The 18,623-nt window shown below is 75.9% G+C and carries 19 protein-coding genes; 3 read left to right on the plus strand and 16 right to left on the minus strand.

Annotated features, from left to right (window positions below):
• Window positions 1–132 precede the first annotated feature (132 nt).
• From ACU610_RS06980 to ACU610_RS06995, 4 genes are all read right to left on the minus strand, one after another.
• Entirely contained in the window at window positions 133–654 is a 522-nt protein-coding gene (locus ACU610_RS06980) for an FxsA family protein (RefSeq protein WP_446766983.1), read from the minus strand.
• 42 nt (window positions 655–696) lie between these two features.
• A complete protein-coding gene (locus ACU610_RS06985; RefSeq protein ID WP_446766984.1) occupies window positions 697–1,488 on the minus strand; it encodes a polyprenol monophosphomannose synthase in 792 nt (263 codons plus the stop codon).
• On the minus strand, window positions 1,485–3,005 hold the full coding sequence (gene lnt / locus ACU610_RS06990; protein WP_446766985.1) for an apolipoprotein N-acyltransferase: 1,521 nt from the start codon (window positions 3,003–3,005) through the stop codon (window positions 1,485–1,487). The genes ACU610_RS06985 and lnt overlap by 4 nt, the downstream gene beginning before the upstream one ends.
• A gap of 374 nt (window positions 3,006–3,379) precedes the next feature.
• Window positions 3,380–4,903 (minus strand): amidohydrolase, encoded by a 1,524-nt coding sequence (locus ACU610_RS06995; protein ID WP_446766986.1) that lies wholly within the window; start codon window positions 4,901–4,903, stop codon window positions 3,380–3,382.
• A gap of 135 nt (window positions 4,904–5,038) precedes the next feature.
• On the opposite strand from ACU610_RS06995, the gene ACU610_RS07000 reads away from it, so the two are divergent.
• Window positions 5,039–5,566 carry a GNAT family N-acetyltransferase gene (locus ACU610_RS07000; protein WP_446766987.1) on the plus strand — a complete coding sequence of 176 codons (528 nt, stop codon included), beginning with the start codon at window positions 5,039–5,041 and terminating at the stop codon, window positions 5,564–5,566.
• Between the two features lie 67 nt (window positions 5,567–5,633).
• Here ACU610_RS07000 and ACU610_RS07005 read toward each other — a convergent pair whose 3' ends face one another.
• Complete coding sequence (locus ACU610_RS07005; RefSeq protein WP_446766988.1) at window positions 5,634–6,494, minus strand: lysophospholipid acyltransferase family protein; 861 nt, start codon at window positions 6,492–6,494, stop codon at window positions 5,634–5,636.
• Window positions 6,495–6,529: 35 nt separating this feature from the next.
• Window positions 6,530–7,675 (minus strand): glutamate--cysteine ligase, encoded by a 1,146-nt coding sequence (locus ACU610_RS07010; protein ID WP_446766989.1) that lies wholly within the window; start codon window positions 7,673–7,675, stop codon window positions 6,530–6,532.
• 147 nt (window positions 7,676–7,822) lie between these two features.
• On the opposite strand from ACU610_RS07010, the gene ACU610_RS07015 reads away from it, so the two are divergent.
• Window positions 7,823–8,677 carry a hypothetical protein gene (locus tag ACU610_RS07015; RefSeq protein WP_446766990.1) on the plus strand — a complete coding sequence of 285 codons (855 nt, stop codon included), beginning with the start codon at window positions 7,823–7,825 and terminating at the stop codon, window positions 8,675–8,677.
• A 312-nt stretch (window positions 8,678–8,989) separates the two neighbouring features.
• Here ACU610_RS07015 and ACU610_RS07020 read toward each other — a convergent pair whose 3' ends face one another.
• From ACU610_RS07020 to ACU610_RS07035, 4 genes are all read right to left on the minus strand, one after another.
• Window positions 8,990–9,139 (minus strand): hypothetical protein, encoded by a 150-nt coding sequence (locus ACU610_RS07020; protein ID WP_446766991.1) that lies wholly within the window; start codon window positions 9,137–9,139, stop codon window positions 8,990–8,992.
• Between the two features lie 418 nt (window positions 9,140–9,557).
• A complete protein-coding gene (locus tag ACU610_RS07025; RefSeq protein WP_446766992.1) occupies window positions 9,558–10,121 on the minus strand; it encodes a dihydrofolate reductase family protein in 564 nt (187 codons plus the stop codon).
• A gap of 300 nt (window positions 10,122–10,421) precedes the next feature.
• A complete protein-coding gene (locus tag ACU610_RS07030; RefSeq protein WP_446766993.1) occupies window positions 10,422–10,907 on the minus strand; it encodes an Lrp/AsnC family transcriptional regulator in 486 nt (161 codons plus the stop codon).
• A complete protein-coding gene (locus ACU610_RS07035) occupies window positions 10,882–12,039 on the minus strand; it encodes a M24 family metallopeptidase (protein WP_446766994.1) in 1,158 nt (385 codons plus the stop codon). Before ACU610_RS07035 ends, ACU610_RS07030 begins: the two co-directional genes overlap by 26 nt.
• A gap of 66 nt (window positions 12,040–12,105) precedes the next feature.
• Here ACU610_RS07035 and ACU610_RS07040 point away from each other — a divergent pair, with 66 nt between their 5' ends.
• The gene (locus ACU610_RS07040; protein ID WP_446770699.1) at window positions 12,106–13,023 is read left to right on the plus strand and encodes a 5'-3' exonuclease; all 918 of its coding nucleotides are present in this window, start codon (window positions 12,106–12,108) and stop codon (window positions 13,021–13,023) included.
• A 3-nt stretch (window positions 13,024–13,026) separates the two neighbouring features.
• On the opposite strand, the gene ACU610_RS07045 is transcribed toward ACU610_RS07040, so the two are convergent.
• The 6 genes from ACU610_RS07045 to ACU610_RS07070 all read right to left on the minus strand — a co-directional run bounded on the left by ACU610_RS07045 (window position 13,027) and on the right by ACU610_RS07070 (window position 18,621).
• A complete protein-coding gene (locus tag ACU610_RS07045; RefSeq protein ID WP_446766995.1) occupies window positions 13,027–13,593 on the minus strand; it encodes a DUF4333 domain-containing protein in 567 nt (188 codons plus the stop codon).
• Window positions 13,594–13,622: 29 nt separating this feature from the next.
• The gene (locus ACU610_RS07050; protein ID WP_446766996.1) at window positions 13,623–16,478 is read right to left on the minus strand and encodes a DEAD/DEAH box helicase; all 2,856 of its coding nucleotides are present in this window, start codon (window positions 16,476–16,478) and stop codon (window positions 13,623–13,625) included.
• A gap of 189 nt (window positions 16,479–16,667) precedes the next feature.
• Window positions 16,668–16,802, minus strand: a complete 135-nt coding sequence (locus ACU610_RS07055) for a hypothetical protein (RefSeq protein ID WP_446766997.1) — start codon at window positions 16,800–16,802, stop codon at window positions 16,668–16,670.
• 208 nt (window positions 16,803–17,010) lie between these two features.
• Window positions 17,011–17,982, minus strand: a complete 972-nt coding sequence (gene tatC, locus ACU610_RS07060; protein WP_446766998.1) for a twin-arginine translocase subunit TatC — start codon at window positions 17,980–17,982, stop codon at window positions 17,011–17,013.
• 21 nt (window positions 17,983–18,003) lie between these two features.
• Window positions 18,004–18,345 (minus strand): Sec-independent protein translocase subunit TatA, encoded by a 342-nt coding sequence (gene tatA / locus ACU610_RS07065; protein ID WP_446766999.1) that lies wholly within the window; start codon window positions 18,343–18,345, stop codon window positions 18,004–18,006.
• 81 nt (window positions 18,346–18,426) lie between these two features.
• Window positions 18,427–18,621 carry a hypothetical protein gene (locus ACU610_RS07070; protein ID WP_446767000.1) on the minus strand — a complete coding sequence of 65 codons (195 nt, stop codon included), beginning with the start codon at window positions 18,619–18,621 and terminating at the stop codon, window positions 18,427–18,429.
• Between the last annotated feature and the right edge of the window lie 2 nt (window positions 18,622–18,623).

Raw genomic sequence — 18,623 nt, forward strand, 5'->3', positions numbered from 1 at the left:
CGACCGGCGCAGCCGCCCTCCTGGTTGATCATGAGGTTGTTGTCGGCGACACACGTCGACACGCCCTCCCGCCCGGCGACATGCCCCTGATCGACTCCGAGAGAGGGGCGGGCGGCCCGCCGGGGAGCCAGGTCAGGGGCGGTCGTCGCGCACCGGCTCGTCCCGCGCGACCTCCCCCTCGATGACCAGCGGCCGGCCGAACCGGGACGCGTGCGCACCGGAGCCGAACGGGCCGCCCAGGGGCTCCTCGGCGCGGGCGCTGCGCACCCGCACCGGCCCGCGCAGCGTGACCGGCACCCGGGCGGCCACCGCGCGGCCCAGCAGCCCGCGGACGAGCAGACGGGTCGGCGGCAGCAGGCACAGCAGCCCGACGACGTCCCCCAGGAAGCCGGGCAGCACCATCAGCAGCCCACCGGCGGCGATCAACCCGGCGTCGCCCAGGGCGCGTCCCGGTGCCCGCCGCTCGCGCGCCCGCTCCCGCAGCTCGGCCAGCGCCCGAGTGCCCTGCCGGGCCAGCAGCGCCCAGCCCAGCGCGGTGGTGGCCAGGGCGGCCAGCAGCGTCCAGCCGACGCCGATCCACCCGGCCACCAGCACGAAGACGACGACCTCGGCCAGCGCCCACAGCCCGACCAGCACGCGCACGCGGTGTCCCACGGCTCTCCCTCCGCCCGCACGCGCCGGCGGTCCCGGGTCCGCCTACCGGCCCGCGGTCGACCGCCCGCCGTCGCGGACTCGTCCCGGCACGGGGCGGCGGACCCGGCCCGGCAGCCGGTCGGCCAGCCGGTCCTGCAGGCCCCACCAGGTGACCCGTACCAACGCCTCTTGAACGATCGAGCGGCTCATCTTGCTCCGCCCGAACGTCCGCTCGGTGAACGTGATCGGCACCTCGGTCACCCGGGCGCCGGCGCGGACCGCCCGCCAGGCCCAGTCGACCTGGAAGCAGTAGCCCTGGCTGGCGACGTCGTCGAGGGGCAGCCGGTCGACCAGCTCACCGCGCACCGCCCGGAAGCCGCCGGTGGCGTCGGCCAGGGGCAGCCGCAGCGACCAGCGGGTCCAGAGGTTGCCGGCGCGCGAGAGCAGCAGCCGGTGCAGCGGCCAGTCCTCCACCCGGCCTCCGGGCACGTACCGCGAGCCCAGCACCAGGTCGGCGTCCGCCAGCGCGGCCAGCAGGTCGGGCAGCTGCTCGGGGTGGTGCGAGCCGTCGGCGTCCATCTCGACCAGGACGTCGTAGCCGCGCTCGCGGCCCCACCGGAACCCGGCCACGTAGGCCGGGCCCAGGCCGGCCTTGGTGGTCCGCCGCAGCACGTGCACCCGTGGGTCGAGGGCGGCGAGCTTCTCGGCCAGTTCGCCGGTGCCGTCGGGCGAGCCGTCGTCCACGACGAGCGCGTGCGCCTCCGGGAGAGCCGCGTGCAGCCGCTCCAGGATCGGCTCGAGGTTCTCGACCTCGTCGTAGGTGGGGACGACGACCAGCACCCGACGGGCGCTCACGCCGTCCCCCTCCGCCGCCGGCGGCGCAGCCCGGGCACGGCGACGGCGAGCAGCGCACCGGCGCCCAGTGCGCTCAGCAGCCACTCCGGTCCGGCGCCGAGCCGCTCCGCGAGGGTGGTGGAGTCGCGCTGCGCGACCTCCTCGACGAACACGGCCGGCTCGAACAGCCCCGAGGAGGCGGCCAGGGAGCCGTCGGGGGCGATGACCGCCGAGATGCCGCTGGTGGAGGCGAGGGCGACCGAGCGGCCGAACTCGACCGCCCGGACCCGGGCGGCCGCGACCTGCTGCTCGCTCTCGGCGCTGTAGCCGAAGGTGGCGTTGTTGGTCTGGACGACGACCATCCCGGCGCCGGCGGCGACGGCGTCGTGCACCAGGCCGTCGTAGACCACCTCGAAGCAGATGACGTCGGCGATGCGGGCGCCGCCCACGTCCAGCAGGCCGACCTCGTCGCCGGCGGCGAAGTCGCGGCGCACCAGGTCGACCTTGTCGCTGAACAGGCGGAAGAGGTCGCGGAAGGGGATGTACTCGCCGAACGGGACCGGGTGGCGCTTGACGTAGGTGTCGCCCGGCCCGGTCTGCGGGTCCCAGACGATCGCGGTGTTGCTGATGAACTCCCCCGGGCCGCTGACGACGGCGCCCACCAGGATCGGCGCGTCGATCGCCGCCGCGGCGCGGCTGATCTCGCGGGCGGCGTCGGCGTTGCGGTACGGGTCGATGTCGGAGCTGTTCTCCGGCCAGATGACCAGGTCGGGCTGCGGCTGCTCGCCGACCGCGACCGCCTCGGCCAGGGCGAGCGTCTGGCCCACGTGGTTGTCCAGCACCGCCCGGCGCCGCTCGTTGAACTCCAGGCCCGGCTTGGGGACGTCCCCCTGCACGACCGCGACCGTCCGGGTCGGCCCGCCCGCGGTCAGCGAGGAACCGGGCAGCGGCAGCCAGGCCAGCCCGCCCAGCGCCGGGACGGCCAGCGCGCCGAGGGCGGTGAGCGCCGCGGCCCGTCGTCCTCCGGAGCGCAGCCGGAGGACCGCGGCGGCCAGCAGCGTGCCGGTGAGCGCGATGGCGAAACCGACCAGGGGCACCCCGCCGTAGGCGGCGAACGCCAGGAACGGGCCCTCGGTCTGGCTCAGGCCCAGCCGGCCCCAGGGGAAGCCACCGAAGGGGAAGCGGCCGCGCAGCGCCTCCTGGCCGACCCAGAGGGCCGCCGCCCACAGCGGCCACAGCGGCAGCCTCGACGTCACGGCCGTCGCCGCGCCGAGCAGGGCGACGGAGGCGGCCTGCGAGGCGGCGAGGGCCAGCCACGGCAGCGCGCCGACGAAGATGCCGCTCCACGACAGCAGGGGCACGAAGAACGTCAGGCCGGCGACCAGACCCAGCCAGGCGCCGGAGCGGGCGCGCTGCCCGTGGACGGCCAGCGCCAGGGCGGCGGGGCCCAGCGGTGCCAGCAGCGGCAGCGAGGAGCCAGGGAAGGCGAGCAGGAGCAGCCCCCCGGCGACGGCCGCCAGCAGGGTGCGCCATGCCACCTGCCCACCCACCCAGCGCCGCTGGTACCCGGTCGCGCGGATCCCGCCCGACGACCCGGCAGGCCGCTGGAGAGTGCCGGTCGGCGTCGCTGACGGCACCCGTGCCTCCCGTGCACCCGTGCGGCCGGGAGCCCCCGGCCGCTGACCTGCCCCGAGCCGGTCGGACGGGGTCGCGGGCCGTCGGCGACGTCGCCGGCGTCCCACGGTCCAGCATCCCATCCCGTCGGGGAACGGCGGACGCCCAGTTCCGGGGGCACCCGTCCGGGCGCACCGCGGGACGGCTCCGATGGCGGCCGCCGGCCGAACGCCACCCCCGGCCTGACTACAGTCACTGCAAGGACCCTGCCCCCGCGGACCGGGGACCCGTCGGTGGCCTAGGCGCCCGCGTCCGGAACCGGGGCACCGGCCACCAGCAGCAGGAGGCAGGCCGGCCGGCCCCGTCCGGCGAGGACGGCCGACAGCGTCTCCGACGTCGCCCACAGCGCCAGGTCGGCCGGTGCCCCGACGGCCAGCGGCCCCCGCGGGTGCTCCGCGCGGACGGCGTGCCAGCCGCCGTGCGTGGCGGCGTCGAAGGCGTCGAAGGGCCGCAGCCCCGACCCGGGCGTGTGGTGGTCGACCGCCGCGTGCACCCCGCCCCACGGATCGAGCGGGGTGACCGGGGCGTCGCTGCCCAGGGCCAGCGCCACCCCGGCGTCGGCGAGGTCGGCGAACGGGTTGGTCCCCAGCGCCCGCTCCACCCCGAGCCGCTCGGCGTACATCCCGGCGTCCCCGCCCCAGGCCGCGTCGAAGGCCGGCTGCACGCTGGCCACCATCCCCCAGTCCCGCAGCCGCTGCACCGCCGCCGGGGACACCATCTCCACGTGCTCGAGGCGGTGCCGGCACGCCCGCACCGCCGCCGCGCCCAGCTCGTCGACGACCGCGCCGACCGCGTCGAGCACCTGGTCGACCGCGGCGTCCCCGATGACGTGGAACCCGGCCTGCACGCCGGCGCGGGTGCAGGCGCGCACGTGCTCCACCAGGGACGCCGTCTCGAAGCGCAGGTGCCCCGCGGTCTCGGGTCGGTCGCTGTAAGGACGGCTCAGCGCGGCGGTGTGCGAGCCCAGGGCGCCGTCGCAGAACAGGTCGCCCCCGGCGCCGACCAGGGCCAGCTCGCGCACCACGTCCAGGCCGCCGCGCTCGGCCAGCTCCCCCCAGTAGCCGAGCACCCGCGGACCGGGCTCGGTGGCGGCGATCCCCAGCAGGCCGGCCAGGTCGTCGGCGCCGGAGACCTCCGGCCCGGCCATCTCGTGCAGGCTGCCGATGCCGAGGGCGGCCGCTGCGGTCCGGGCGGCGCGCTGCGCGGCGCCGCGCTGGGTGGCGTCCACGGCACCGTGGGCCGCCTGCCGCGCGGCGTGGTGGGCATCGAGGCGCAGCTGCCCGTCCGGGGAGAAACCGGGCAGGTGAGCGATGCCCGGGATGCGGTCCAGCAGCGCGGTGGAGACGGTGGCGGAGTGGACGTCGACCCGCGCCAGGTAGGCCGGCCGGTCGCCGACGACGGCGTCGACGTCGGCGCGGGTCAGCCCGCGCCCCTCGGGCCAGCCGGTCTCGTCCCAGCCGGTGCCGAGCACCACGCCAGCCGGAGTGGCCTCCGCGTGGGAGCGCAGCGACGCGACGGCGTCACCAAGGCTCAGGCTCGAGTGGAGGTCGAGGCCGGTGAGCGCCAGACCGGTCGCCGTGGCGTGCACGTGGGCGTCGACGAAGGCGGGGGTGAGCAGCGCCCCCTCCCCCGCGACCACGCGGGCGGCGGACGGCGCGCCGGCGGCGTCCCCGAGCCAGGTGATCCGCCCGTCCTCCACCCGCACCGCCCGGCCGGCGCGGTCGCCGATCGTCACGTCGGTGACCAGCACGCTCTCGGTCACGGTCCGTCCCCTCTGTCGCGCGGGCGCCGTCCGCACCCGGGGAAGGACACCACGGCGCCTGCGAGGACGCGTCCCGGGGGTCCGGGGTCCGGGGTCCGGTGGCCGCGGGCCGCCCTCGGCGGTAGGCAGGACGGCGTGGCGGCCGACCGCGGGGACCTGCGCACCGCCCGGTTGCGGCTGCGGCCCTGGACCACCCACCGGGACGACCTGGCACGCCTGGTGGACCTCTACAGCCGGGACGAGGTCACCCGCTGGCTGGGCGGCACGCCGTCGGTCCCGCCGGTCGAGCTGGTCGCGCGGTGGCGCGCGGTGGCGCAGGCCGACGACCGCTTCGGCGTCTGGGCGCTCGAGCTGGCCTCCGGGACGGTGGCCGGCACGGTGCTGCTCAAGCCGCTGCCCCGGGGCGTGGGCGAGGTGGAGGTCGGCTGGCACCTGCACCCGGACAGCTGGGGCCGCGGCTACGCCACCGAGGCGGCGCGGGCGGTGATCGACCGGGGCTTCCAGGCGGGTCTGCCGGAGGTGTACGCCGTCGTCCGTCCCGGCAACACCGCCTCGGTGGCGGTCTGCACCCGGCTCGGGATGACCCCGCTGGGCCGGATGCGCCGCTGGTACGACGTCGAGCTCGACGCCTTCCGGCTCATGGCGCCGGTGGTGGTCGACTGACGAAGGACCCCGTCCTCCCCATCCTTCGCGGGCTCAGGGCGGGACCCGGGACGGGGCCGACAGCGGCTCAGCGGGACCGGCGGCGGCGCAGCAGTCGGCGCGCCGTCGCGAGCGGGCCCGCCTTCGGGCGGGTGCCCCGGACGTCGCCGTGGTCGAGCCGCACGGCCTCCTCGAGCGTCGGCGCGGTGCCGCCCAGGTGCGCCGGCTGCCACCACAGGTCGTCGGGGCCGGCCGGCGGCTGGGGGTAGCTGCGCTGCGCCTCGTCGACCAGCGCCTCCATCGCCGTGCGGATGCGGGCCAGCAGCGCGCGGGGCTCCTCCCCCGGCTCTGGGCGGATCGGCTCGCCGAGGACCACCGTGACCGCCACGCCACGCCTCAGCTGGATCGGGTGGTGCTTGGTGAACAGCCGCTGACCGCCCCACACCGCCGCAGGGACCACCGGGACGGCGGCGTCGATCGCCATGCGCGCGGCGCCGCCCTTGAGCGCCTTGACCCGGAAGCTGCTGCTGATCGTCGCCTCCGGGAACACGCCCACCAGCTCGCCGTCCTTGAGCGCCCGGACGGCGAGGTCGAACGCGGCCGCGCCGGCCTTGCGGTCCACGGGGATGTGGTGCATCGCCCGCATGAAGGGCCCGGAGAAGCCGTGGTGGAACACCGAGGCCTTGGCCATGAACCGCACCAGCCGGTGCCGCGGGAGCGCCGCCAGGCCGAGGAAGGTGAAGTCGAGGTAGCTGACGTGGTTGCTGCAGACCACCGCGCCGCCCGACGTCGGCAGGTGCTCGGAGCCGCGGACGTCGAAACGGAAGCGCAGCAGCCGGAAGACGACCAGCGCCAGCCGGATGACGAACCGGTAGGGACGGTCGCGGGGGTCCGGGCGGGGACCGAACAGGTCCCGGCGGACGACGTCGCGCCAGCTGGCGGTGTACATGGCGGGACGATAGCCGCCGTCCCCGGGCGCCGCGATCACGTGTGCGTCGCCTCGACGGCCGCGCGGACCACCGCGGTCAGGTCACCGGTCTCCGCGAACACCCGGCGCTGCAGATCGGCACCGGTCCCCCGCGCGAGGACCGCGGCGACCCCGTCGCCGACGCACCGCTCGTCCCCGGCGGCGGCCAGGGCGGGGCGCGCGTGCTCGAGCAGCGCCGACACGACCTCCGCGGCCGGCGCGGGGCGGCCGGTGACGGGGTGCACGAGGTCCCCGGTCAGCCCTGAGCGGCTGGCCCGCCACGCGGCCATGCGTACCACCTCGCTGCGGACGGCAGGCGCCGGCACCCCGGCCCGCCACTCGCCCGCGGCGGTGTCCACCAGTCCCCGGACCAGACCGGCCAGGGTGACGGCGTCCTCGGCGTGCAGCGCGACGTCGGCGACCCGCACCTCGACGGTGGGCCAGCGCTCGGACAGCCGGGCGTCGAAGTACACCATCCCGGTGTCGACGATCGTCTCGGTCGCGAGCAGCTCCTGCACGAGCCGGTGGTAGGCGGCGGCGTCGGCGAACAGCTCGTTGGGGCCGGACGACGGCCACCGGTTCCACGCCTGGGCGCGGTAGCTGGCGTGCCCGCTGTCGCGGCCCAGCCAGAACGGCGAGTTCGCGGTCAGCGCGGTCAGCACCGGCAACCACACGCGGATCCGGTTGAGCACCGCGACGCCCTCCTCGTCGTCCGCCACGGCGACGTGCACGTGACACCCGCAGGTCAGCTGCTCCGCCGCGGTGAGACCGAAGGTCTCGGCCATCTCGGTGTACCGCTCCCCCGGCGTGGTCCGCGGCTCGACCCGCACCGGGGAGCTGGCCAGGGCGGCCACCCGGGCACCGACGCCGCGGGCCGCCGCGTCCGCCCGCTCCCGCCAGTGCCGCAGGTCGGCGGCGACGTCCTCGAGGCCGGTGCAGACGCGGGTACCGAACTCCAGCTGCTGGGCCTTGAGCTCCGGCACCAGGCGGGCGGCCGGGTCCGCGGCACCGGCGACGTCGCCCCGAGCAGCACGGTCGTGCTCGTCGACGGTCTCGCCCTCGCCCCGTCGGGCCGCCACCTCCAGCGCGGCCGGCCCGAGCGGTACCGGGCGCCCCGAGGGGGCGACGACCAACAACTCCTCCTCGACACCCACCGTCCGCACGCCGACCAGCATCGCCAGGGTGCAGCGGAGCCGCGCGCCGAACGGGGTGAGGGGCTGGATGTCTTGGTCGGTGCTGCGGCGCCGGAGGCGCCGAGTGCTCCTCTAGTTGATTGGCACATTCGTTAGGCATAACGGTAGAGTGGACTCATGACCAAGCGGTGGGAAGCGCCACTCCCGGCGATGCCGGCTCCGCCTCCCGAGCGGGCCTGGCGGCGACTGCCGGTGCCGCCGGGCTACCAGGCCCAGTGGCGCCGGCTCGTCGACGCCGCGCTTGAGGTCGGCATGGGGCCGGACGCCCTCGCCGAGGAGGGCATGGACCCCATCGCCGAGGCCCGTGACTGGAAGCCGGCCACCGTCGCCCTCTACAGCAAGGTCGCCCGGTACGGCGGGATCGCGCTGCCGATGGTGCGGACACCGGAGCCCGACCCACAGACCCTCGAGCTGCGGCCACTCTCGCAGATCAGGACCGAGGACCCCGAGCACCTGCGCACCGTGGCGTGGTGCGCGCTGGCACTGGGCTGGCCCGGGACCGTCGGGCAGTTCCGGGGTCTGCGCCGCGACCAGGTGCACCCGACGGCGCGGCGGGTCGTCGTCCGCACCGAGGACGGCGAGTGGTCGGTCCCCGGTGCGCTCACCGCGTGGCACGCCTGGGAGTCCTGCCGCGCCCGGTTCCCCGCGCTCGCCGACAGCCCGTGGGTGCTGCCGGCCCTGCGCCGCGGCCCGGGCCCCACCTCCGCCGTGGGCGCCCAGCTGTCCACCCAGGCGCTGCAGGTGACGTTCGCCAAGCACGCCGTCCGGACGGCGCAGCACCTACGCCTGACCGCACCACCGTCGCGGCGCGAGTGGGCCGAGGCGCTGGCCGCGCAGTACCTGACCCTCTCCTACGACTCCTATCGCCGGCTCGCGCTCGCGGGCGGCGCCGAGCCGGTCGCACCGCGGGGCGCCGTGCGCGCCAAGCGCAGCGCCGCGCGGGCCGCCCGGGAGGCCGAGGGCCGCTCCTGAGCGACGTGCGGGCCGGGTCCTCGGCGTCGAAGCTCTTGCTTTCCCTTGTTCGTCTGCGTGACTGTTCGGGATAACGGGCATGTGCGTGTGTCTTCTGGCCTCAATGCGCGCGCGTCGACCAGCTCGGCCGGCCGGCGTGACACCCGCTCGTGGTCGGCGCCATCCGCTCCTGTTCTGCGGTTCGGCGCGGCTCGTGGCCGACGGGCCCCTCCCCCATCGCTGCGGTTCGTCCTGGCGGATGCGCACGCAGTAGTTAGGGATAACGGCACGGGAGGGTCGAGGACACCCGTGCTCGTCCTGTGGCACGCCGGGTCAGAGGAGCGCGAGCTGCTCGCCCGCCGGTGCCGCGGCGGGGCGGGTCCACGCCGTGCGGGCGCCCGGCCGGGTCGCCGGGAGGCTGCCCGCCGGGAAGTCGCCGTCCCCGTCACCGGGGATGCCGGCCGGCGCGCTCCCGCCGTCCACCCTGCGCGCCGCTCCCCGCGTCTACCGGTCCAGGCCGTACCGGGCCAGCAGCGGGGTCAGCCGCCCGGCCAGCCAGCTGCGCTACTCCGGCGCCACGCTCGCGCCCCGGCGGTAGAGCTGCCGGTAGCGCGGCACCAGCGCCGGGTGCTCGCGAGCCAGCCAGGCGGAGAACCACTCCCGGGCGCCGGGGCGCAGGTGCAGCGGGACGACGGTGACGCCGGTGGCGCCGGCCTCCGCGATGGCCCGCAGTGCGGCGTCGAGGTCGGCCAGCCGGTCGGTGAGGCCGGGCAGGACCGGGGCGGGGATCCCTTACAGACACGGCGGCCTGTGATCCGGCGGGGTATCACGATCGCCTCGGAACACAGCGCCACGAGATCCTTGGGCGGCCCGAAGCCCGCGCCGATCCGACGTCGGGCACTCAGTGCCTGGTCTCGTACCTGGTCAGGACCACGCCGTCGGGAAACGTCCGGGTCTCCACCAGGGTCAGGCTCACCCAGTTGTCCAGGGCCGTGAAGAACGGCGTGCCGCCGCCCACCAAGACCGGTGCGGTGGCCAGCACGTACTCGTCGATCAGCCCGGCCCGCATCGCCGCCGCGGCGAGGGTGGCGCCGCCGATGTCCATGGGGCCGCCGTCCTCGGCCTTGAGCCGGGTGATCTCGGTGACCGCGTCGCCGGTGACCAGGCGGGTGTTCCAGTCGACCGCGCTGATCGTGGAGGAGAACACCACCTTCGGCATGTCCTGCCAGCGGCGGGCGAACTCGATCTCCGCCGGTGTGGCGCCGGGCTGCTGGTCGGCGGTCGGCCAGTGGGAGCTCATCGTCTCCCACAGTCTGCGTCCGTACAGCGCCAGGCCGGTCGCCTCCACCCGGTCGGACCACCACTGGAACAGCTCGTCGCTCGGCACGCTCCAGCCGAGGTCGTCGCCGGGCGCGGCGATGTAGCCGTCCAGGCTCAGGTTCATGCCAAAGGTCAGTTTCCGCATGGGCTCACCTCCCGTGAGTCGGTGTTCGGCGTACAGACCGGCACGGCGCGGAGGAGTCATCGGTCAGGCCACACCGAGGGCCGTCGACCAGCACGCCAAGCGGGTGCTGCGCACGGAAGGGGACCCCCTGCCTACACCCGACACCGGGGCGCCCGGACCGTCCTCACCTCGACCAGCGGTGTTGCAGATACCCGTACGGTGGAGATCTCCCTAGCCGGGGCCTGAACGTACACGTACTGAGCCCCAGCTGAATCAAGATCGAACCCTGCCGACTCCTTGACGCATGACATCCAGCGGGCACTACAGCGGCGGGCGGTCCTCGTAGAAGGTGGAGAGCACCACCGTCGTCCGCGTGGTGACGTCGGCCGTCTGCCGGATCGTCCGCAGCAGCGCCTCGAGCGCGTCCGGCGACGACGTCCGCACCTTGAGCAGGTAGCTCTCCACCCCGGCCACCGAGTGGCAGGCCTCGATCTCGGGCAGGTGCGCCAGCAGCGACGGCGCCTCGTCGGGCGAGGCGGCGTCGGTGGGCGTGATCGCCACGAACGCCGTGAGCCCCCGGCCGAGGGATCTCGCGTCGAGCCTGGCGTGGTAGCCGGTGATCAGCCCGCGCTGCTCGAGCCGGCGCACCCGCTGGTGCACCGCCGACACCGACAGGCCCACGCGCTCGGCGAGCTCGGTGAAGCTGGCGCGCCCGTCCCGGGCCAGGGCGGCCAGCAGCGCCCGGTCGACGTCGCCGGAGGTGAGCGGCCCGCCGCCGCCCTCAGCCCGGGAGGACGACGAGCTCACGCGGACCCTCGTTCAGCACGGTGACGCCGTCGTCGGTGCACACGACGATGTCCTCGATGCGGGCGCCGCAGCGGCCGGGCAGGTAGATGCCCGGCTCGACGGAGAACGCCATCCCCGGCTCCAGCGGCAGGTCGTTGCCCGCGACGATGTAGGGCGCCTCGTGGGTGTCCAGGCCGATGCCGTGCCCGGTGCGGTGGATGAAGTACTCGCCCCACCCGGCGGCGGCGATGACGTCGCGCGCGGCGGCGTCCACGGCCTCGGCGGTCACGCCGGGCCGGACGGCGGCGGTCGAGGCACGCTGGGCCTCCTGCAGGACCGCGTACCACTCGGCGACCTCGGCACCCGGCGCGCGGCCGACGGCGTAGGTGCGGGTGCAGTCGGACCGGTAGCCGGTGGCCGTCTCCCCGCCGATGTCGACGACGACGACGTCCCCCTCCTGCACCACCCGGTCGGAGAGCTCGTGGTGCGGGCTGGCGCCGTTGGGCCCGGACCCGACGATGGTGAAGTCCACCGAGACGTGCCCCTCGGCGAGGATCGCCGCGGCGATGTCGGCGCCCACCTCGGCCTCGGTGCGCCCGACCCGCAGCCACTCCCCCATCCGGGCGTGCACCCGGTCGATGGCCGCCCCGGCCGCGGCGAGCTCGGCGACCTCGGCCGGCGTCTTCACCATCCGCAGCCGGTCGACGACCGGGCTCGCCAGCTCCAGCGCCGCCCCGGGCAGTGCCCCCGCGACGCCGAGCGCGTGCAACGCCCAGGTGCGGTCGCCCACGGCCACCCGCGCCGGCGCGGCACCCAGCCGGGCGGTGGCGGTCCGGCCGAGCAGCGCGAACGGGTCGTCGGTCTCGTCCCAGGCCAGCACCTCCAGGCCCAGGCCGCCGGCCGGGCTGGCGTCGACCATCGGCGCCTCCAGCCGCGGGACGACGAGGAACGGCTCCCCCTGCCGCGGCACCGCCAGCGCGGTGAGCCGCTCCATCGCGTGGGCGTCGTAGCCGCAGAGGTAGCGCAGGTCCGAGCCCGGGGTGACGACGAGCAGGTCGACCCCGGTCTCCGCGGCGACCGCCCGCGCCGCGTGCACGCGGTCGAGGGTCACCAGCGGCACCGAGGCGTCCGGAGCGGCGGTCGGAGAGGGCACGATCGGAGCCTAACCAGCGCACACTCCGCCGGTCCGCGGCCGTTACCGTCCCGAGTCGTGACGACGATGCTGCTCGATGCCGCCTCCCTCTACTTCCGGGCCTTCTACGGGGTGCCGACCAGCGTCACGTCGCCCGACGGGCGCCCGGTCAACGCGGTCCGCGGATTCCTGGACATGACCGCCCGGCTGGTCACCGCCCACGCCCCCGACCGGCTCGTCGCCTGCTGGGACGACGACTGGCGCCCGGCCTTCCGCGTGCAGGCGCTGCCCTCCTACAAGGCGCACCGGCTCTCCCCCGACGGCGGCGAGGAGACCCCCGCGGAGCTCGGCCCCCAGGTGCCGGTGCTGGTGGAGGTGCTCGCCGCGGCGGGGCTGGCGCGGGTCGGCGCCCCCGGGTACGAGGCCGATGACGTCATCGGCACGCTGGCCACCCGTGCCCGCGGCCCGGTCGACGTCGTCACCGGCGACCGCGACCTGTTCCAGCTGGTGGACGACGGGCGCGGCGTGCGCGTGCTGTACACCGCCCGCGGCATCACCGACCTCGAGCTGGTCGACGAGGCGGCCGTGACCGCGAAGTACGGCATCCCCGGCCGCGCCTACGCCGACTTCGCCGTGCTGCGCGGGGACCCCAGCGACGGGCTGCCCGGTGTGGCCGGCATCGGCGCCAAGACCGCCGCGGCGCTGATCACCGAGTTCGGCGACCTGGCCGGCATCCGGGCGGCCGCCGCGCGGACCGTCGTCCCCAGGCCGCCGCTCACCGCCGCCGTCCTCAAGAAGCTGCACGCCGGCGCGGACTACCTCGACGCCGCCCCGGTGGTCGTGGCCGTCGCCCGCGACGTCGACCTGCCCGCGGTGGAGGGCACGCTCCCCCGCCGTCCGGCCGACCCCGACGCGCTCGCGGCACTGGCCGCCGCGCACGGCATCGAGTCCTCGCTGCGGCGGCTCGGTGCGGCGCTGGGCTGGCCGGCGGACGCGCTGGACTGAGCGCTAGACCTCTTCCCAGGTGTAGGCGGCGGTCTGCTCGTCGGTGATGAGGATGCGGAGGGTGACCTCCTCGCCGTCGGCCGTGGTGCCGGTGCACTCGTAGTCGGCGCCCTGCTCGACCTGCATCTCGTCGTCGCAGGTCAGGTCGATCGCCACGCCCTCGATCTGCTCGAACTGTGCGGCGACGTCCGCCTCGACCCGCCCGGTGTCGAGCACGGTGTCGGCGAAGAGCCGGGCGAGCACCACGGCGACCAGCAGGAGGACCGCCGGGACCACGATGCCGGCCACCAGCCTCCTGCGGGACCGGCGCGGCGGGGCAGGCGGCGGCCCGTACGGCGGCGGCCCCCACGCCTGGCCGTACTGCGGCTGACCGGTCCAGTGGGGCGGCTGGCCGGCCGCCGGCTGCCCACCCCAGGGCTGCCCGTACTGCGGCCCCTGCGGTGGCTGGCCGCCGTACGGGCCGGGCGCCGGCGATCCCCAGCCCGCGGGCTGCTGGGGCCACGGCTGCTGGGGCCACGGCTGCTGGGGCGGCTCACCGGGCGGAGGGCCGCCGTGCGGTGGGTTGGTCATCGTCGGGAGATCCTGCCACGGGGAGCGGCTCAGCCGCCGACCGCGACGGCGACCACGCCGCGCCGCACCCGCTCCACCGCCGTCCGGGCCGTGGCCGCGAGCGGCTTCTCCGCGACCTTGGCCAGCTGGTCGAGCAGGTCCAGCAGCTGGCGGGCCCAGCGCACGAAGTCCCCGCCGGACAGCTCCGTGCCGGCCTGCTCGGCGCCGGCCAGGACCCGGTCGAGGCTCTGCCCGTCGGCCCAGCGGTAGGCGGCCCAGGCGAAGCCGAGGTCCAGGTCGCGGGTCGCCGGGACGCCGTGGTCGAGCTCGACGTCCTGCAGCCGCGAGCGGATCCGGCGCATCTCCGCGATCGCCGCGGCGACCCTGCCGGCCGGGACCGCCGGCTGCCCGGGCATCTCCCGGCGGGCCTCGAACACCAGGGTCGAGACCGCGGCGGCCAGCTCGGCCGGGGTGAGCCCGCGCCACACGCCCGAGCGCAGGCACTCGGCGACGAGCAGGTCGGCCTCCGACCAGATGCGCGCCAGCCGCCGGCCGTCGTCGGTGACCAGCGGGGCGACGTCGGCGACCTCGTGGTCCACCGGGTCCGCCCCCTCGACCACGGGCGGCGCCGCCGGGTCGGGCACCAGGTAGCCCAGCTCCTCCAGGACGTCGCAGGTGCGGTCGAACTGGCGGGTGAGCGAGCCGGTGCGCTCGGCCATCCGCCGGTGGGTGGCCTCGGCCTCCCGGGTCGCCCGCAGCCAGCGCTCGGCCGCCCGCACCCGCTCCTCCCGGTCGGGCAGCGAGTGCACCGGGTGCGCGCGCATCGCCCGGCGCAGGTCGTGCAGCACCGGGTCGTCGGCGGCCGCGGACCGCTGCTTGACCCGCCGCGCGCCCAGGTCGTGCTCGACCCGTGCGTTGCGCAGCGTGGCGGCCAGGTCGCGGCGGGCGTGCGGGCTGCGGTGGTTGAAGTTCTTCGGCACCCGCACCCGGGCCAGCGCGGTCACCGGCGTCGGGAAGTCCACGGTGCCCAGCCGGCCGGCCCACTTGTCCTCGGTGAGCACCAGCGGGCGGGGCTCGGCCAGGTCGGTCACCCCTGGGTCGAGGACGACGGCCAGCCCCTGGCGCCGTCCGGACGGCACCCGGATGACGTCGCCGGGCCGCAGCGCGGCCAGGGCGTCGGAGGCCTCCATCCGGCGCTTGGCCGCCGAGTCGCGGGAGAGCTCCCGCTCCCGGTCGGCGATCTCCTGGCGCAGTCGCGCGTACGCGGCGACGTCGCCGTCCTCGGAGTGCATCTCGGCGGCCCAGCGCTCGGCGTCCCGCTCGTACCGGGCGGCGGCGCGGGCCAGCCCCACGACCGAGCGGTCGGCCTGGAACTGGGCGAACGAGGAGGCCAGCAGCTCGCGGGCGCGGGCCCGGCCGAAGGAGCTGACCAGGTTGACGGCCATGTTGTAGCTGGGCCGGAAGCTGGACCTGAGCGGGTACGTGCGGGTGCTGGCCAGCCCCGCGACGACCGAGGGGTCCATGCCCGGCACCCAGACGACGACGGCGTGCCCCTCGACGTCGATGCCGCGGCGGCCGGCCCGGCCGGTGAGCTGTGTGTACTCCCCCGGCGTCACGTCGACGTGCGCCTCGCCGTTCCACTTGACCAGCCGCTCGAGGACGACGGTGCGCGCCGGCATGTTGATGCCGAGCGCGAGGGTCTCGGTGGCGAACACGGCCTTGACCAGGCCGCGGACGAAGCACTCCTCGACGGTCTCCTTGAACGCCGGGACCAGGCCGGCGTGGTGGGCGGCGATCCCGGCCAGCAGCCCCTCGCGCCACTCCCAGAAGCCGAGGACGTGCAGGTCCTCCTCGGGCAGCGACCCGGTGCGCTCGTCGATGATCGCGGCGATCTCGGCGCGCTCGTACTCGTCGGTCAGCCGCAGCCCGGAGCGCAGGCACTGGTCGACGGCGGCGTCACAGCCGTTGCGGCTGAACACGAAGGTGATCGCCGGCAGCAGGCCGTTGCGGTCCAGCCGCTCGATGACGTCGGGCCGGGCCGGCGGCCTGTAACGCGGCTTGTGCCAGTCCCGCTCGCGGCGGGAGCCGCCGTTGCCCCCGCCCCAGGTGTCCAGCCGCCGCTCGTACTCGCGCACGTAGCGGACCAGCTCCGGGTCGACGACGCTGGCGCCGCGCTCCCGGGTGGACTGGCCTCGCGGGTCGTTCCCCTGCTCGGCGGCGTGCGCGGCCGGGCGCAGGCTGAACAGGTCGAACACCCGGTTGCCCACCAGCATGTGCTGCCACAGCGGGATCGGCCGGACCTCGCTGACGACCACCGTGGTGTGGCCGCGGACGGTGACCAGCCAGTCGGCGAACTCCTCGGCGTTGCTCACCGTCGCCGACAGGGACACCAGCGTCACCGACTGCGGGAGGTGGATGATCACCTCCTCCCAGACCGCGCCGCGGAAGCGGTCGGCGAGGTAGTGCACCTCGTCCATGACGACGTAGCCGAGCCCGTCGATCGCCGGGGACTCGGCGTAGAGCATGTTGCGGAGCACCTCGGTGGTCATCACCACCACCGGGGCGTCGCCGTTGATGGCGTTGTCCCCGGTCAGCAGGCCGACCTTCGCCTCGCCGTAGCGGTTGACCAGGTCGTTGTACTTCTGGTTGGACAGCGCCTTGATCGGCGTCGTGTAGAAGGCCTTGCGGCCCTCGGCCAGCGCCTTGTGGACGGCGAACTCGCCCACCACCGTCTTGCCGGCACCGGTCGGCGCGCAGACGAGGACGCCGGCGCCCTCGTCGAGGGCCTCGCACGCCTCCACCTGGAACGGGTCGAGGGAGAAGCCGAGTTCCGCGGTGAAGTCGGCCAGGGCAGGGTGGGCACCGCGCCGCCGGGCAGCCGCGTACCGCTCAGCGGGGCTGGACATGCCTCCACGTTAGGCGCGTCTCCCCTCCTCGGCGCGCCCGACCTCGTCCCGCAATTGTTAGGGATAACGGCGTAGTGCCGACCGGGGCGGCCACCGGTGATCAGCTCGGCTGGTCGTCGCGGGTCCTGGCTCGCGTCCGGTGGTGAGCCAGGACCCGGGGCGGCGAGCCGAGCCGATCGTCGGGCCGGCTCAGCGGCCGGTGCCCACCACCCACAGCGCGCCGGGCACGCAGACGCTGGCGGCCGGGAGCGGCGCGACGGGCTCACCATCGGCGTAGGTCATGAGCCCCTCCCCGGCCAGCTCCACCCGGGAGGCGCGGTACATCGAGCACCGCAGCGGCGGCGCCCCGGGCCCGGCCACGCCCGGCCGCCGGGCTCACCAGGACCGCGACCTCCGCGCGGCGCCGGCCCCCGCAGGGGCCCGCCGCGGCCCCGCGAGGGACCCCGCCCTCCCCACCCCCCGCAGGCTCGGGGGCGAGCCCCGGGTCTGGACCGGGACGGGGTCGGTCCACGGTGGGGGCAGGTGCCCTCGGTCAGCCGCGGGAGCGAGCCGCCGGCCCCTCGACCGGCGCGGGGTCGTCCTCCCGGCGGAGGTCGTCGTAGGGGGTCGCTGCCACGTCCAGCGCGGACGGCGCGGCGTCCAGCGGCGAGGCCTCGTCGTCGGAGAGGTCGTGGAAGTGCGCCGCGGCGTCCCGCTTGGCCCGGCGCCGGTCGACGAACCGGGCCACCTGGATGGCCAGCTCGAACAGCACGATCATCGGCCCGGCCATCAGCAGCATGGTGAACGGGTCCTGCGTCGGGGTGACGAACGCGGCGAAGACCACGGTGAGGAAGAAGATCCACCGCCGGGCGCCGCGCAGCGTCTCGTAGGAGAGGACGCCGACCAGGTTGAGCGCGACGGCGATCAGCGGCACCTCGAAGCTCACCCCGAACGCCACCAGCAGGGAGAGCGCGAAGCCGATGTAGTCCTGGGCGGTCAGCGCGATCACCGTGCCGCTGCCGGCCAGTCCCAGCAGCAGCTGCAGGCCCGCCGACAGGGACAGGTAGGCCAGCGTGGCGCCCAGCGCGAACAGCACCGAGGAGACCGCGACGAAGCCGAAGCCGTAGCGCTTCTCGTTGCGCTTGAGCCCCGGCGTGACGAACGCCCACAGCTGGTAGAGCCAGAACGGCGCGGAGAGCACCGCCCCGCACAGGAAGCTGACCTTGAGCCGGATGAACACGCCGCCGAGGACGTCGGTGATGAGCAGGCCGCACTCCTGCTCGCCGCCCTGGGTGAAGCGCAGGTCGGCCGGCAGGTCGCAGTACGGCGCCCGGATGAAGTCGCCGAGGCCGTGCTCGTACCACCAGAACGCGACCGCGGTGGCGACCAGCAGCGCGAGCAGCGCCTTGGCGATCCGGTTGCGCAGCTCGGTGAGGTGCGCGACCAGCGTCATCGTCGCGGCGGGGTCGCGCGGCGGACGGCGCCGACGCCGGCGCAGGCCGGAGCGGCGGGCGGGCTCGCTCATGGTGGTGCCGGGGGGGTGGGGTCAGCGGGTGCTGTCGGCCGGTCCGGCCTGCGCGGCACGCGCCCGCAGCTCGGCGGCCCGGGCCTCCGCGGCCCGCGCCTCGGCCTCGAGGGCATGGCGGTCGAGGCCCTCGCGCTCGCGGTCGGCCGCGGTCGCCGGCGGCAGCACCTCACCGCGCACCGGGGAGGTCTTGGCGGCCTCCCTGGTGCGGACGTCGTCGTCCTTCATGCCCTTCATCTCGCCCTTGAAGATGCGCAGCGAGCGGCCCAGGGAGCGGGAGGCGTCCGGCAGCTTCTTGTAACCGAACAGCAGCAGGATGGCCAGGATGATCAGGCCGATCTCCATGGGGCCGAGTCCGGCCATGTCGTCCTCCAGGTCAGCGGGTGGCGTCGTCGATGCTACGTGGCCGCGGGCGTCCTGCCGCCCCCGAAACGGGGGGTGGGGTCAGGACGGCCGCTGGACCCCCGCCGCGCGGGCGGCGGTCGCCTGCGCCTCGGCGAGCAGCGGCCGGACCTCCCGCTCGAACGCCGCGAGCTCCCGGCGCAGCCGGCCGGCCGCGCCGAGCAGCCCGTACGCCAGCGCGCCCAGCACGACGACGGCGAGGACGGCGACGGCGATCCACACGACGGTCAGCAGCACGG

The sequence above is a fragment of the Geodermatophilus sp. URMC 61 genome (genome assembly GCF_052931555.1).

Bases quoted from the DNA above. Each gene is read 5' to 3' on its own strand.
- ACU610_RS07005 (WP_446766988.1), bottom strand. From the start codon at position 6,494: ATGTACACCGCCAGCTGGCGCGACGTCGTCCGCCGGGACCTGTTCGGT.
- ACU610_RS07015 (WP_446766990.1), top strand. From the start codon at position 7,823: ATGACCAAGCGGTGGGAAGCGCCACTCCCGGCGATGCCGGCTCCGCCT.
- ACU610_RS07025 (WP_446766992.1), bottom strand. From the start codon at position 10,121: ATGCGGAAACTGACCTTTGGCATGAACCTGAGCCTGGACGGCTACATC.
- ACU610_RS07040 (WP_446770699.1), top strand. From the start codon at position 12,106: ATGCTGCTCGATGCCGCCTCCCTCTACTTCCGGGCCTTCTACGGGGTG.
- ACU610_RS07045 (WP_446766995.1), bottom strand. From the start codon at position 13,593: ATGACCAACCCACCGCACGGCGGCCCTCCGCCCGGTGAGCCGCCCCAG.
- ACU610_RS07050 (WP_446766996.1), bottom strand. From the start codon at position 16,478: ATGTCCAGCCCCGCTGAGCGGTACGCGGCTGCCCGGCGGCGCGGTGCC.
- ACU610_RS07055 (WP_446766997.1), bottom strand. From the start codon at position 16,802: ATGTACCGCGCCTCCCGGGTGGAGCTGGCCGGGGAGGGGCTCATGACC.
- tatC (WP_446766998.1), bottom strand. From the start codon at position 17,982: ATGAGCGAGCCCGCCCGCCGCTCCGGCCTGCGCCGGCGTCGGCGCCGT.
- tatA (WP_446766999.1), bottom strand. From the start codon at position 18,345: ATGGCCGGACTCGGCCCCATGGAGATCGGCCTGATCATCCTGGCCATC.